Origin of the sequence: Helicobacter sp. (genome assembly GCF_017502485.1) — a bacterium.
In the GTDB taxonomy this organism is placed as follows: domain Bacteria; phylum Campylobacterota; class Campylobacteria; order Campylobacterales; family Helicobacteraceae; genus Helicobacter_B.
The window spans coordinates 46,050-61,152 of the sequence record NZ_JAFVUX010000001.1; the positions used below are offsets into that span (position 1 = coordinate 46,050).

At 42.2% G+C, this 15,103-nt stretch carries 15 protein-coding genes; 10 read left to right on the plus strand and 5 right to left on the minus strand.

The window, feature by feature from the left end:
• Positions 1-74 precede the first annotated feature (74 nt).
• Complete coding sequence (fliI, locus tag IKB69_RS00275; protein WP_290944933.1) at positions 75-1,415, minus strand: flagellar protein export ATPase FliI; 1,341 nt, start codon at positions 1,413-1,415, stop codon at positions 75-77.
• Positions 1,416-1,515: 100 nt separating this feature from the next.
• Between fliI and tig the strand changes: the two genes are divergently transcribed.
• The 10 genes from tig to IKB69_RS00325 all read left to right on the plus strand — a co-directional run bounded on the left by tig (position 1,516) and on the right by IKB69_RS00325 (position 10,869).
• Positions 1,516-2,910 carry a trigger factor gene (gene tig, locus IKB69_RS00280; RefSeq protein ID WP_290944934.1) on the plus strand — a complete coding sequence of 465 codons (1,395 nt, stop codon included), beginning with the start codon at positions 1,516-1,518 and terminating at the stop codon, positions 2,908-2,910.
• Positions 2,907-3,494 carry an ATP-dependent Clp endopeptidase proteolytic subunit ClpP gene (clpP, locus tag IKB69_RS00285; RefSeq protein WP_290944936.1) on the plus strand — a complete coding sequence of 196 codons (588 nt, stop codon included), beginning with the start codon at positions 2,907-2,909 and terminating at the stop codon, positions 3,492-3,494. Before tig ends, clpP begins: the two co-directional genes overlap by 4 nt.
• A 35-nt stretch (positions 3,495-3,529) precedes the next feature.
• Entirely contained in the window at positions 3,530-4,621 is a 1,092-nt protein-coding gene (locus tag IKB69_RS00290; RefSeq protein WP_290944937.1) for a hypothetical protein, read from the plus strand.
• Positions 4,599-5,129: a peptide deformylase gene (gene def / locus IKB69_RS00295; RefSeq protein WP_290944939.1), complete on the plus strand. Its 531-nt coding sequence runs from the start codon at positions 4,599-4,601 to the stop codon at positions 5,127-5,129. The genes IKB69_RS00290 and def overlap by 23 nt, the downstream gene beginning before the upstream one ends.
• A gap of 132 nt (positions 5,130-5,261) precedes the next feature.
• A complete protein-coding gene (locus tag IKB69_RS00300) occupies positions 5,262-5,798 on the plus strand; it encodes a 50S ribosomal protein L25/general stress protein Ctc (RefSeq protein WP_290944940.1) in 537 nt (178 codons plus the stop codon).
• 21 nt (positions 5,799-5,819) lie between these two features.
• Complete coding sequence (gene pth, locus IKB69_RS00305) at positions 5,820-6,614, plus strand: aminoacyl-tRNA hydrolase (RefSeq protein WP_290944942.1); 795 nt, start codon at positions 5,820-5,822, stop codon at positions 6,612-6,614.
• Position 6,615: 1 nt separating this feature from the next.
• On the plus strand, positions 6,616-7,686 hold the full coding sequence (locus IKB69_RS00310) for an LptF/LptG family permease (RefSeq protein ID WP_290944944.1): 1,071 nt from the start codon (positions 6,616-6,618) through the stop codon (positions 7,684-7,686).
• A gap of 12 nt (positions 7,687-7,698) precedes the next feature.
• On the plus strand, positions 7,699-8,886 hold the full coding sequence (locus IKB69_RS00315; protein ID WP_290944945.1) for a glycosyl transferase family 90: 1,188 nt from the start codon (positions 7,699-7,701) through the stop codon (positions 8,884-8,886).
• A gap of 178 nt (positions 8,887-9,064) precedes the next feature.
• On the plus strand, positions 9,065-9,988 hold the full coding sequence (locus IKB69_RS00320) for a DUF262 domain-containing protein (RefSeq protein ID WP_290944947.1): 924 nt from the start codon (positions 9,065-9,067) through the stop codon (positions 9,986-9,988).
• A 161-nt stretch (positions 9,989-10,149) separates the two neighbouring features.
• The gene (locus IKB69_RS00325) at positions 10,150-10,869 is read left to right on the plus strand and encodes an HNH endonuclease family protein (RefSeq protein WP_290944949.1); all 720 of its coding nucleotides are present in this window, start codon (positions 10,150-10,152) and stop codon (positions 10,867-10,869) included.
• An 11-nt stretch (positions 10,870-10,880) separates the two neighbouring features.
• On the opposite strand, the gene IKB69_RS00330 is transcribed toward IKB69_RS00325, so the two are convergent.
• Genes IKB69_RS00330 through IKB69_RS00345 form a run of 4 tightly spaced genes read right to left on the minus strand, consistent with a single transcriptional unit; the run spans position 10,881 to position 15,030 of the window.
• Positions 10,881-12,308 (minus strand): nicotinamide phosphoribosyltransferase domain-containing protein, encoded by a 1,428-nt coding sequence (locus IKB69_RS00330; protein ID WP_290944951.1) that lies wholly within the window; start codon positions 12,306-12,308, stop codon positions 10,881-10,883.
• Positions 12,309-12,338: 30 nt separating this feature from the next.
• Entirely contained in the window at positions 12,339-13,346 is a 1,008-nt protein-coding gene (hypE, locus tag IKB69_RS00335; protein ID WP_290944953.1) for a hydrogenase expression/formation protein HypE, read from the minus strand.
• 17 nt (positions 13,347-13,363) lie between these two features.
• A complete protein-coding gene (gene ribA, locus IKB69_RS00340; protein WP_290944954.1) occupies positions 13,364-13,969 on the minus strand; it encodes a GTP cyclohydrolase II in 606 nt (201 codons plus the stop codon).
• A gap of 44 nt (positions 13,970-14,013) precedes the next feature.
• Positions 14,014-15,030 (minus strand): DUF3943 domain-containing protein, encoded by a 1,017-nt coding sequence (locus tag IKB69_RS00345; protein WP_290944956.1) that lies wholly within the window; start codon positions 15,028-15,030, stop codon positions 14,014-14,016.
• Positions 15,031-15,103: the final 73 nt, after the last annotated feature.

Below are 15,103 nucleotides of genomic sequence, written 5' to 3' on the forward strand. Positions count from 1 at the left end.
TTCTCACTAACCTCACGCAAAATGCCTTGTGGCAATGATACCCCAATCGGTCTTAATCCCATCGGGCTTAGATTCTAAGCTTCTGGACTATGCCCTATCTCGCTTTGAGGGAGCGAGAATACCGCCTTTAGCATACGCAAAGCTTCTTCAAAGCTCACGCTCTGTTCTTCTGCCTGCTTCAAGAACTCCTCCATAACAGGCTTAATCGCTAATGCGTAATCAAGCTCTACATCGTTGCCGTGCTGGTAAGATCCTATGCGCACTAGAATTTCATTATCTTTCAAAAGCGCGTAGTAGCGGCGGAATTGCTGGATTAGAGATCTATGCTCTTTAGTGATGATGTCATTACTCACGCGTGAGGCAGAAGCTAGGATATTGATGGGCGGATAAATCCCAAAATCTGTCAAAGCCCGCTCTAGCACAATATGTCCATCAAGGATTGAGCGCGCTTGATCGGCGATAGGGTCACTTAAATCATCGCCTTCTACAAGCACGGTGAAAAATGCCGTGATAGAACCCTTACCCTCTTCTTTGCCTGCACGCTCCATAAGCTGGGGCATAAGCGTTAGCACAGAGGGCGGATAACCCTTGCTTGTTGGTGGCTCTCCTAGGGCTAACCCGATTTCTCTTTGCGCCATAGCAAAGCGCGTTACAGAATCCATAATAAAAAGCACATCATGTCCCAAAGATTTAAAATACTCTGCCACTGCCATCGCACTAAATGCCCCATATTTGCGCATAAGTGGCGAGTCATCACTTGTAGCTACAATAAGCACAGTGCTACTAAGATCGCCTCCTAGAGATTTATGGATAAACTCTGGCACTTCTCGCCCCCTCTCGCCAATGAGTGCGATGACTTTTATAGGGGCTTTACAGCCACGCACAATCATCCCCATAAGGGTGGATTTCCCCACACCAGATCCTGCAAAAATCCCAATCTTCTGCCCCTTGCCGCAAGTAAGTAAGCCATTGATTGAGCGCACTCCCACATCAAAGACCTCATCGATAATTCCCCGCTTTAGCGCACGAATTGGTGGTGAGATAATAGGCAGGTGTGTTGCATGTAGCGGAGCTGGCTTATCATCAATAGGCGTTCCAAGTGGATCAAACACACGCCCAAGCATAGACTCTGTCATTGGGAAAGTTAAGCCATTTTTCTCAATCATTACAACATCATTAATCCCAAAATGCTCCACGAAAGAAAAAGGATTAAAGCCAAAGCTCTGTTCCTCACTTAGTGTGACAATCCCTAAAGATTGTCTAGAATCCTTATGTATGATTTTGACAATATCACCCACAGACGGACTAATACCCTTGGCATAAATAATTGTCGGCGTGATTTTGGATATGACTCCATATTGTGGTGAGAGATTAGGGCGAGTGGCGAGTTTGTGTTTAAGTATATGAAGCGACATTACACACCTTAAGTAGCCAAAATGCGTAATTTTATAATGTTTTTTGATATTTTTGGCTAAAATGCCCGAATCTACTCGATAATCACTCCTAAGGAATAGTATGAATCTCCAAACAAACAGAACCAACACCGCTAATGCGACTGCAACAGGCAAAATCGCACTTAATGACCTTGAGAAAAAATTAGAGTCTCTAGCGCAAAAAGCGAGCAAGACGCTTAAGATTGCTGGCTTTAGAGCGGGCAAAGTCCCTGCACATATTGTCAAATCTCGCTACAAAGACTCTTTGGAAAAGGATGCGCAAAGAGAGCTCATACAGGATATGCTCTCAAGCGCACTCAAAGAGCTGCAACTCACTCCACAGCAGTTAATCGGCGATCCTATCATTACAAAGTTTGACAAAGGAAGCGAAAGCATTGATGTGGAAATTGCCATTTCAATTATCCCAGATTTTAGCCTAGAGTCCCTAGAATCTAAAATTCCCACGCCTAAAATCCCAACGCCAGAGAAAAAGAATATCCAAGAGCGGCTTGATATGATGGCACAATCACAAGGCGAACTAGTAGAATCTAAGGATGAAGCCATTAAGAAAGATCATATCGTAAATATCGACTTTGAAGGCTTTGTTGATGGCGTGGCATTTGAAGGTGGAAAGGCTGAAGGCTTTGATCTAACCATTGGAAGCGGGCAGTTTATCCCCGGTTTTGAAGATGCGCTTGTAGGTGTAAAATGTGGGGAAGAAAAAAGTATTGAAGTAAATTTCCCAGACAATTACCACTCAAGTGCTCTAGCGGGCAAATCAGCGACCTTCAAGGTCAAAATCAACAAAATCCAAGAGCGAACTAAATGCGCTCTTGATGATGTGTTTGCTACAAAGATTCTAGGCAGAGATGACGCAACGCTTGCAGAGCTAGAATCTCGCGTGACAGATGAGCTTGCCACAGAGCTTAAAAACCGCTATTACAACGAAGAAATGAAGCAAAAATGCCTTGAAGCTTTAGATCAGGGTTTTAGCTTTGACTTGCCTAATGCCATTGTCGAGCAAGAAATGGATGTACTCTTCCGCAATGCACTTGCAAGTATCCCGGAAGAAGAGCTTAAATCCTATCAGCAAGATGCGCAAAAAGCGAAAGACAAGCGCGAGAGCTTCCGCGATGAAGCGCGTAAAAGCGTGAAAATCACTTTCCTTGTCGATGCCATTGCCAAGGAAAGAAATATCACAATCAATGACAATGAAGCAATGCAAGCAATCTACTACGAGTCAATGATGCAAGGGCAAAACCCCAAAGAAGTGCTCGAATACTATCGCAACAACAACCTGATTCCAGCAGTCAAAATGGCAATAATAGAAGATCGAGTGCTACGCCATCTTCTTGATGAAAAAGCCGGCTTATTAGAATCTAAGGATTCCAAAGCTAGCCAAAGTCCAAAGCTAGCCAAAAAGCCGACTAAGACGAAAGCATCAACGCCCAAAGAAAATCCAAAGGCACAAGTATGAACTATATCCCCTATGTGATTGAAAAAACAGGGCGTAGCGAGCGTAGCTATGATATCTACTCAAGACTACTGAAAGATCGTGTAATTTTACTAAGCGGAGAGATCAACGATATGGTAGCAAGCTCCATTGTCGCTCAATTACTATTCCTTGAAGCAGAAGATCCAGAAAAAGACATCAATCTCTACATAAACTCCCCCGGAGGCGTTATCACAAGCGCATTTAGTATCTATGACACAATGCAATATATCCGCCCAGATATTTGCACAATCTGCATAGGGCAAGCCGCAAGTGCGGGGGCATTTCTACTAAGCTGTGGGGCTAAGGGCAAGCGGTATTCCTTGCCTAATTCTAGGATTATGATCCATCAGCCCCTTGGTGGCGCACAAGGACAAGCCACAGACATAGAAATCCAAGCTAAAGAAATCCTGCGACTTCGCTCCATACTTAATGAGATTATGGCTAGCAACACCGGGCAACCACTAAAAAAAATTGCCCAAGATACAGAGAGAGACTTTTTTATGAGTGCCAAAGAAGCCAAAGATTATGGACTCATTGATAAAGTTTTAACAAAAAGCATCAAATAAATTTTCAAGTTAAGTTTTAAGGAAAGTATAAAACGATGGATAAAAATCAAGAAAAAGCATCTGATATAGGCACTAACCCTTTCTTATCTGGGATTAACCCAGATGTACGCGCCGATATTGCGCCCGGGTCTGGCGATAGTGGAGATTTTCTTGAAGTGGTAAGTCGCTTGTCAGAAACCACGATCCAAACACTCCAAGCAGAATCCTTACCGTGCTTGCCATCAAACTACCGCTTATATTTTGAAAAATTTTTGCAACAAGAATCTCCAGCTGTCCGCGAGAAAGTGCGCACAATTATGCGTATGCAATCAGACTTAGAAAATCGCGCACTTGTATTTGAGAAGTCTGTTGGCGAGAGTTTGCGTATCATCAAACAAGTGCTTAGCTGTATGTCTGTTGTGTATCAAAATTTCTTAATCGCTGAAAATGTTGTCAAACAATATTCTAAAGATGTAGAGCAAGCAGATAATAAACTCACTATGCGCAATGTGATGGACTTTTTTATCCGCGATATGACTAAAGTCACTAAAGTTACTTCCAAGCAGCTTGATCAGATCCGAGATCTCTATGCTAAAACAGATAAAAATCTCAAGCAAATCAGCCAAAATTCTGTCTATGACCTTAATCTTGATGTATATAACAAAAGTTATTTTACTGATGTGTTGCAAAAGGAGCAAAAGCTATGTTTAGAGTTTAACCATTCATCAGTGCTCATTTATATCACGCTCTCCCAAGATTTATCGCGCCAAATTGGGCAAGACTCTCCAGTTTTCACAATTCTTCTAAAAACAATGGCAAAATTTCTGCAAAAGCATATACAAACAAGCAGCTTCATCGCCTATATGGGAGATGGCGTGTTTGGAATCTTACTAAAGTATTCTGACTTGCTTGAAGCCCAAGAGCTTTGCGTATTTCTCTACCAATCAGCCCAGACCACAGATGTGTTTGTAGGCGATATGAATTTACAGCTTGATGTAGCTTCAAGTATCGCTAAGATTATGCCAGAGCGATCCGTAGAAGAAACGCAAAGTGCTTGTCTCTCAACGCTCAAAATCGCTCTTGATGAAAAACGACATTGCAAAATCTATCAACAGGATGATATTAATGGCGATTCTGCCAATAGTTAAGTATCCAAGCAAGCGACTCAAAGTTAAATCCCAAGCAGTTAGAGAGTTTGATGAGAATCTACACAAACTGCTTGATGATATGTATGAAACAATGGTTGCCACAAATGGTATAGGACTTGCAGCAATCCAAGTGGATAAGCCCATTTGTGCGCTTATAATCACACTACCACGCGAAGAAGATGGGCAGCAGTATGAAGAAGACAAACTTGAGCTAATCAATCCAACCTTGCTAAAAACCCAAGGGATAACCACTTACCAAGAAGGTTGCCTATCTGTCCCCGGATTTTATGAAGAGATTGAGCGATTTGAGACCATTAGCGTGGGATATCAGGATCGCTTTGGGGTGGAGAGAGTGCTCCAAGCAGATGGCTTGCTCTCCATAGCAGTGCAGCACGAGATGGATCATCTCAATGGCGTACTATTTGTCGATAGGCTGCCAATCTTGCGGAGAAAAAAATTTGAAAAAGAGCTAAAAAGAATCCAAAAAGAGCAGAAAGCAAAGCCCTAGCTACACCACCCAAACACTAAAGCTTACGCAAACCCCAGCTTAGAATCTAAACAAGCTTGCAAATAGATTCTAGGAAGTTTAAGCAAACTATCGCTAGAATGCGCGCTTATTTCACTATACAAAGGACACAGAATGCTTGAAGGACAAATTAGAGAGAGTATTTCAAAGGCGAATGCAAAAGCCTTAAGGAAAGATGGCTATCTAATTGCCAACATCTATGCAAAAGGTGTGGAGAATATCCACTGTGCTTTTAAGATCAACGACTTTATCCGCACAATAAAGGCAAAGACTTCTCTAGTCTTCCCTGTCAAAGTTGGTGGCAAGACACTTGATGTAGTGATCCAAGAGTATCAAAAAGACCCTGTGTATGGCACAATTTTACATATCGACCTTATGGTCGCACAAAAGGGTGTGGTGGCAAACTACAAAATCCCTGTGCAAGCACAAGGCACAGCCGTTGGATTAAAAAACAAAGGTGTCCTGCTCATCGCTAAAAAGCGCGTAAGCGTTAAAGCCGCCCCAGAAAATCTCCCTGCTTCTTACGCACTTGATGTAAGTGCGCTTGATGTGGGACACTCAATCCTTGTGCGCGATCTACCGCAAATTGATGGCGTAAAAATCACAGAAAACCAATCTGTCGCAGTTATTAGCTGTATCAAAGCCAAGTAGCCCAACCCAAAGGCAGGGGCTGTGTCTGCGCAAAAAGCCCATATCAAGCACTTAATCTCTACGATAAAGAGCCTACCTATTATTGCTTTTAGCGCGCGATCCTTACTAGCAGAATATCTCCCACAGATGCGCGCGCAAGAGCCTTTACTCATCGCTGGGCTTGGGAATCCGGGAGACAGATACGCCCAAAACCGCCATAATATAGGCTTTATCATCATTGACCGATTATGTGAGTGCCTAGGACTTGAGCTTGAAGCATCAAATAGATTCTACGCGCACATTGCTACCCTTACTCCACATATCCATATCGCAAAACCGCAGACCTTTATGAATCTCTCAGGCAACTCGATTGCCGCAATCACAAGCTTTTATAAAATCAGTCAGCTTTGTATCACACACGATGAGCTAGACCTCCCCCTTGGTGCAATCCGCTATAAGCTTGGTGGTAGCAGTGGCGGACACAATGGGATAAAATCCATCGATAGCGCGCTAAATAGACAAGACTATATGCGCTTGCGCTTTGGGATTAAAGAAAGCCTACCTGAAACGCAAGCAAGCAAGCATAAGCAAATCATCGATTTTGTGCTAGGGGATTTTTCCTTGCCCAAGGAACAACTACTAGAGCTAGTTGATGAGAGTGTGAGAGGCTTGCTATTTTTCATTATAGCAAGAGACTTTACCGCCCTACAAAGCCACTTCACCATAAGCAAGCCAAAAGATTCCGCCCAAGTCCCCAGTAAGCAAACTACCCTAGAATCTAGCCGAGATGCTAGGGTAGCTACCATCTCACCTGCGCGTGCTTGCAAAGGGGATTAGTATGCGCATTGGACTTTTTCTCTTTATCGCTCATTATTATCTGCGCTATTTTGTTGTAATTTTTTTAGCGTTGGGGTTGTTTTTTGTCAGTATTGATAGCCTGCAATATATCGATAACTTTGCAGATTCTGCGAATCTTTTGATCTTGTTTTTTGTCTATGACTTTTTATACGCGATGAATTTCACCCTGCCTATTTCCCTACTGCTTGCTATGGCGATTTGCTATCTCTTTCTCATTAAGACCAACCAATACACCGCCCTACTCGCACTTGGCTATTCTAAGCGCGCGCTTTTGCGTCCTGTACTTTGGCTAAGTCTTTTTATCTCCTGCATACATATTGGGCTAAATGCCACGCCATTTGCTTATGCGCAAGAAAAGGTAGAAAAGTTTTTTGCCAAGGATTCTAGCGCGCCCACGACAGATCTCTTTGTCAAGTACAATGATGATTATGTCTATTTTGGCTCGATCAATCTTGTGTGCCAAGCCAGCACGATCCGTGTCTTTGGGCTAGATTCTAGCAAGCAGAATCTCACGCGCTTCACGCAAGCTAGAAATGCTACATTTGAAGATGCACACTGGATGCTTTACAGTGCTTTCACTCAAGATATGCCTAGTCTTTGGGAGCTAGGTAGCAAAGGCTTAGATGCAAAAACCTTTGCCAAACTTCCCATACTTAAAGATTTCAACCCAAAGGTACTAGACTCATTCTCCCAAGCAAAGCCATCTATTTCTATCATCGACGCATTTAACTCCTTGCAGCTTTTGAAGGAGCAAAAGATCGGTAACGAGAAGATCCGTGCTGTGCTTTACGCGCTTATCATCGTCCCACTTTTTGTGCCATTTGTAGCCATCATCATCACCTACTATATTCCAAGCCTTGCACGCTATGGGAATCTATACTTACTAGGATTTTTGTTTATCGTGTTTGCGTTGCTTGTATGGGGGGGCTTTTTCTCACTCAGTCAGTTTTCTATCACAGGCGTGATTTTGCCAGAAATTGGTGTGCTAGTGCCATTTGCCCTGCTGGTATGTGTGGCGTGTGGCTACTATGTGGTGCTAAACAAAAAATAAGGAGCAAGACAAATGGGCGCAAAAATTATCTATAATCTTAAAGGCATATATAGAATGCTACTGCCAAGGGCTATCCCACAAGCACTCCTAGAATCTAAACTTAAAGCCATCTTTACCCTAGATGTTCGCATACTAGATTCTATCGCCGCGCGCGTAGCCCACTACCATAAGCTAAATACCCACTTTACCCCAAAGCCTTTCGCACTCCCTGCCACAAAACCTATGCGAGACACTATCGTGCCACCACACTTTGGCTATTTGCGCGAAAATAAGCTTAGTAAAGACCACTCAAGCGTGTATTTCTATGATTCATATCAATGGACGCGCTACTTCCCAGACCACTTTGTGTGGAATTATGAGTTTAGTGATGTAAATTACTATCTCACAAGCCCAGCGATTACGAAGACTAGACCAATAGATGGGCGTGTAATGCTTAGGAGTAATAATAGCGATGATCTTGTAGATTGCCACGCGTTGCTAACAAACAACACCTGCAACGACGAAAGGTTAGATTCTAGCACATTGAGTGATGGCAAAACCGCCTTGCAAACAAATAAATTACTTACTGAAACTAGCCAAACCCACAATAACGCCAACAGCATCATTCTCCAGCTCGAAAAACACCGCCACTTTAGCTTCATTAAAGACCCTATCCCCTATGAGAAAAAACACGATTTGCTCTTCTTCCGTGGGGCGTGTCCGCAAGAGCATAGAAGCAAGTTTTTACAGCAATATTTCTCCCATCCACTCTGCAACCTAGGACATACAGGCAGTGCAGATGAACACCCCGCCTACACTAAGCCTAAAATCTCCAAAAAAGAGCATTTACACTATAAGTTTCTCCTAAGCCTAGAAGGCAATGATGTAGCAAGCAATCTTAAATGGATTCTAGGGAGCAATAGCCTTTGCATTATGCCAAAGCCGCGCTATGAAAGCTGGTTTATGGAAGAAAAGCTCCAAGAAAATGTGCATTACGCCTTGCTTGATGATGACTATGGTAATCTCGACTCCTTGCTCGAGTTTTTTCTCCACAATGAAAAAGCAGCAAAAGAAATTATTCACAATGCCAACATCTACTGCCAAGCTTTCCAAAACCCACACATAGAAGAAGCGTGCAACCTGCTTGTCCTGCGCAAGTATTTCTACCTAAGTGATCAAGGGAATCTAAGTCCTAATGAGCGTGATCTGCTAGGGTTCTAAGGCTTATGCACGAGCTTAAAGTTTACTGGTACTAGCCCAATCTTGCTAGCTTGAAAACTACTATGTTGGTATTACAATTTATCTCAACTCTTATCGATCCCACCATCTTCACCCAAAAGTTTGACAAAAAAAACGACCTGCGCTATAGTCTAGTATTCTATAGTAAGGAGCGATTATTATGACATTCGACAGTCATACAAAATATATTGCAAAAATGCTAAGCGAAGAGGGTGTAAAGTTTATTATCCCACCGTATCAACGCCCATATAGATGGGGGATAAATGAATGTGAAACATTGTGGAATGATATTGTCAATGCTTTTGATGCTTTTAATGATAAGGATGATAGCGATAGTGGTGATGAGTATTTTCTAGGCTCTATTATTGCATTTAAAGAAAAGAAAGATGAATTTCAAATCATTGATGGACAGCAGAGAATCACGACTTTCACTCTGCTTTTTCGAGCATTTTATGAATGTTTCAAAACAGAAAAAGCAAAAGAAAAGGGGGATAATGAAAAAGCGTTTGGCAAATGCTTGTGGGAGTATGAAAATGATGAAGGGTTTCACTTTGACAAGCAACGTTTGCGAAGTGATGTCACTACAGAAAAAGAGAAAGAGAATCTCAACAAGATTTTAAGTGATACAATTGATGAGAATTTAATACAAAAAGATAATAAGAAAATAAAAAATAATCGCTCACCTTATGTGCAAAACTATTTATATTTTAAAGATAGATTAAAAGAGTTCAAAGACTCCCAAGCACTTAGCTGGAGTAAGTTTTGTAAGTTTGTCTTGGGCAAAAATCTCTTTGTATTATTTGTAGTATGCGATAGTCAAGAATCTGCAATGACAATTTTTAATACACTTAATTCTCGCGGAATGCCACTCTCCAATGCTGATATACTAAAGGGATATTTATATAAACACCACAAAGAGCAAGGCAATATCGATAGCTTTATCGCTCAATGGAGTGGGATTGAAGCAAATATAGAGAGCATGGAGAGTAATAAAGATGTGAATCTTGATTTTCTCTTTTTGCAGTATATGCACATTATTAGGGCGGAAAATAACGATTCTGATACAACACACCTAACCTTTTAGACTTTTTTACGAAAGAAAGTAAAGGAAATAGTAAGAAAAAGGTAACTTATGGCTATAGGGACAAATGGCTATATAAAGATGAAACGATGTCTTTCATCACTCTTTTGACAAATTTTTGGCTAAAGCCACAAGATTATCTGCAAGATAAATCACTTTTATATATGGATGTGCTTTTTCTCTTCCAAAACTCAAGCTGGAAATCGTTTGTGAGTTGTTTAGTGTGGAAAAATAAAGAGCAATTTATATGCGAAAGTATTGATAAAAATGTGATTAGCAATGCTTTTGAAGCACCATTACTAGAATTACTTAAAATGATGAGCCTACTCCTCATTAATGATCAAGCTAACACCAACAAAACCGACCATATTGCATTTAAACTTAATGTTGATCTTTTACATAATAAACCTTTGAGCAGTGAAATTGTAAAAGTCTCATATCCAGATGAAGAATCGTTTTTTGATGACCTTAAAACAGCTAACAGCAGAAGAGTTAAATACTTGCTCTATCTTTATGCCCATATTTATGGTGATTTTTCAAACCCTATTGATGTTTCTAAGTTGCAAATTGAACATATTTTGCCCAAGGAGTGGCAGAATGCTTGCTTTGATGGCTGGGATGAAAATAGCCACGCAGAATATTTAGAGAAGATAGGCAATAAGATTCTGCTTGACAGCAAGCGCAATATTAAATGTGCCAACAACTTCTTCGCTAAAAAGAAAGAAATATATAAAGAATCTTCAGATAACTTAAACTTAAAAGAAGTGAAGGATTTAGCAGCCAAAGAAGAAAAAAATGCTTGGTATAAAGAAGACATAGATAAACGGGGCGAAGAGATTTACAAGGGATTGAAAAATTTTGTAATGTCGCAGAATCCAGCCTAGATTCTAGTGTGCTAACCTTGCACCACGCGTAGGAACTCCCGCTTACAAAAAGCGCGTAAATCGCGCAAGCTAGGCAGGCTAAGCTCTGTTGTGAGCCTATCATCTGCAAGCTCTTTATCCAAAAACTGCACGACCTCATAGCGTGCGTTTAGCGCGACTTTACCAGAGAGTGAAGTCTTTTCATTTCCGGTGATTGGCTGCTTGATAAGATTGCAAGCCTTGCCATCAATCTTAGCCCAAGTCATCTTACTAACAAGCCCTACATCATCGCGTATGCCTGAGTTATACGCATAACTCCCAACCCCAAAGCTTAGAAATTTCGTGGGGTTATAGCCGTTAGCCTTGCACCACTCATAGATTTTCCTAGCGCGCACAGGTGTGATCGCATCCCCATAAATAATTTTCACCCTATCAAGCCCAAAGTTCTCATCAACAAGCCGTATCACGCCCATTTTCGCGCGCCAATCACTAGCATTGTCATCGCCTGTAAGGATTGTAAAAGGATCGCCAGAGTCTGGTCTTAGCACGATGGGCTTGGGACGCTCTTGTATCATCGCATAAGCTTCTTTATCATCTCGTAATGCTTGGATAATTGCCCATAGATTCCAAGTATCTGCCACAATTGAGACCATAGAAGTAGGAAAAGATCGCATAATACGCTTAAAACTCTCTAGTTCGCCACTCTCCCCACCTAGGCACATCACACTATGCTCACTCGCAGGAATTGAACCTAGCATACTTACATCACCGCCATAGTTTTCGCACACATTTTGCAACGCCATCATAGAATCACTTCCGCTAAAAAAGAGCAAATGCCCCATCGATGAAGCATAGCAATCAGCTATGCCATTCATACCGCGCTGGGAGAAATCGTGGAAGTTATAACTCTCATCGATATATACACCCGTGCAATCGTATTCTATGCGCTTAAAAAGCGCAGCTTGTGTAGCGACAAAGCAACTCTTCCATAACTCCGAGTTCAAATAAGTCTCTACAAAATTAACAAACCAGCAGTGCTGCGCCTGATCGCAAGAAATGGTAATAATAGGCGTATTTGAAGCAATAAAGCTCCCCTCTGGCAGGATTTTAAAAGCAAGTGGCATAGTCTTAGGTAAGGAAAGCCACTTGCCCACTAACAAGCGATAAGACTCCGTGCCAAAATCTAGCTTCATAAAATCGCTATACAAAAACTCTAACCCTGCTTGCACGATCTCTTTAGGTGCGTTTATAAACTCCTCATATAAGCCATAGAGCTTTTTTATCGCTTGGCGCATACCAAAGGCTACGATATGACCATTCAGCGCAGATAAATCAAGTCCCGGATTACGGCAGTAAAGCACGCTATACACTTCTTCCACGCCATTTGGATACATCGTAGCATGTGTGTATTTATAACAATCAGCGATAAAAAGTAGTTTAGGGTAGCAGGGACTTTTCATACTCTCTCTTTCATATTGGGCTTTAGCACTCTAGCAGATTCTAGGGAGCAACTCACCATCAGGATACTCCATAAACCGCTTTCCACCCCACTCATTCACCAAAACTACGCGCGATTGTGTCTGTTTGCTAGGCGCACAGACCCTACCTACCACACAAGCCCTACTCCCTAAAGTATGCGCACGAAGCATTTCACACGCCTTGTGCGCATCTTGCTCTTTGACTGCTAGCACACATACCCCTTCATTTGCCAAGTATGTAGGCTCAAGTCCTAAAATTTCACAAATCCCCTGCACGCCCTCATCAATAGGCAGAGCCTTTTCATCAATCTCAATGCACAACTCCCTGCCCTGCACCCACTCATACAGCACAGCTGCAAGTCCGCCACGCGTGGCATCACGCATTGTGTGGATCGTAAGGTCGCTTACAAATAGTGGTGCTAGCATAGGGTAGAGCTGGGCGCAGTCGCTTTGCACGCTAGATTCTAGCCCGATATTTTCCCGCGAAGCAAAGATACTTGCCCCGTGCGCACCTATGGGCGCAGAGATGATAATGCTATCGCCCACGCTTAGAGCTTGTGTAGAAACATTAGGCAGTAGAATCTCACCTATACAAGTGGTGTTGATGAAAATTTGATCAATGCTACCTTTTGGCAGGACTTTTGTATCTGCACTAATAATTGCGATATTTGTCTGCATAAGCTCTTGTTTGATACTTTGGATAATGGATTCTAATAGCTCTATACTAAAGCCCTCTTCTAGCATAAAACCAAAGCTCATATACAGAGGTTTTGCACCCATCATCGCCACATCATTACTACTCCCACACACACTAAGCTTGCCAATATCGCCCCCGGGGAAGCAAATAGGCGTGATCACAAAGCTATCTGTACTACACGCAAGAAGTCCATTTGCACGCACCACGCCAGCATCTTCACCCAGCGAGACAAAAAGCTCACGCAAATGCGCTAAAAACACCTTATCGATGAGTGCGCTTGTCGCTGCACCGCCACTACCTTGTGCAAGAGTGATTCTCCCCATAGTCTACCTCACTTCAGTTAGAGCAAATGCCCTAGCTTTTGCTTTTTGATAGCAAGATACTTGGCATTATGCTCATTACTCTCTACAATGATGCTCTCCCGCTCCACTTCCACATACGCGCTAATTGTCTCTATCTTGCGCGGATTATTGGTAAGCAAGCGCACTCTTTTAATCCCATAATGTGTAAAAATCTCTTGCACGATGCCATAGCTTCTATCATCGCTTTTAAAGCCTAGCTTGATATTTGCCTCCACAGTATCAAGTCCTTGATCTTGCAAGGCATAGGCGTTGACCTTATTAAACAGCCCTATACCTCTGCCTTCTTGACGTAAGTAGATAAGCATACCACCACCTTTTGCTCCATTTGCACCACTAGCATCCTTAGCTATTTTTTTCATCGCCATATCTAGCTCTGGTCCACAATCGCATTTACACGAGCCAAAGACATCGCCTGTCAAGCACTCAGAATGCACGCGTACAAGCGGATTTTCCGGGAGATGTGGTGTCATCACAACTAAATGCTCCAGCACTGCGCCGCTAGATTCTAGGGTTTCTCTAAAAGATTGGATAAGAAAGTCGCCATAGCATGTAGGAAGCTTGGCAAGCTTAGAAATAGTGTGCATAGATAATCCTTAGTAAAAAAACTTGCTTTATAGCAGGCTTTTGCTTAAAAGCGCATAGCAAAGCCTACTCTCATCGGCATAGCATAGGAAGTGATTTGGCGCACATCATGCGCACCCATAGACTTCGCTAGCCCAAAGTCGCGCATAATCACCCCGATAGGATCCATAAGCCCTACAACAATCAGCCCTAGAATCCTAGAGCCAAAGAGGCGATTGTCGTTAGACTGGATATATTTGGTACTCTGGTAAAAAATCTCACCAAATATCGAGCCCATAGCAGGCGTATAGATAAGATCTTGCCAGCTTGGGATCTCCACAAATGCCTCAATCCCATACTCCCAAAAAATCGATGAAGTAATAAAAGAAAATAGCGCAGATTCTGCCCACGAGTATCCAGCCACACGCGGTTGCATATAATACACCGCACCAAAGTATGGGTGTGCCACACCATTTAGCCAAAAATTATCCACATCAATGACAGGTCCTATTTTTACATCTTGCAGCCATGCCTTAAAGCCAAAGCGCGAGCGATCCCAATTTGTAACGCTCTCTGGCATAATATATAGCCCAATGATACTAACGATAATCCCCCCACCAAGCAAACCTATGGTTGTATTAAGATAAGTATTAGGCGAGTCTGGCTTGTAGTAAGTAGGCTTAGAATCTAATTTCTGCACGCGACTCTCTTCTAAGATGCTAGGAATTGCAGTGGCTAGTTTTTTATTTTCTGTTTGGGATTCTAAGATTGTAGAGCTAGAATTGAGATTTTTACTAAAGAAACCTGCTTGTGTGCTTGCACCTTGCACCGCGCTCGTTTTCAAGGCTTGTAAGGAAGATAAAACTAATGATCTATCGATGAGTCGAGCCGAAGAAATCCCTGATCCTAGCCCACAGGCTAATCCCCTTGCACACAAAGCCAAATCCCTATTTTGAGAGCCATAGAATCTAGGAGGTGCATAGAGCACATCATCACTTTTTTTGATCCCCTTGTGGCTTATAGGGTGTGCACATATAGACTGTATAATAAGCGCACTACATAAAAGTAGTAGCCAGATTCTCATTTATATCCTTAGGAAAGCTGAAAGAATTCATTGTATCGGTTTTTTACTCATAGTATCATAAAATAGCAATGCG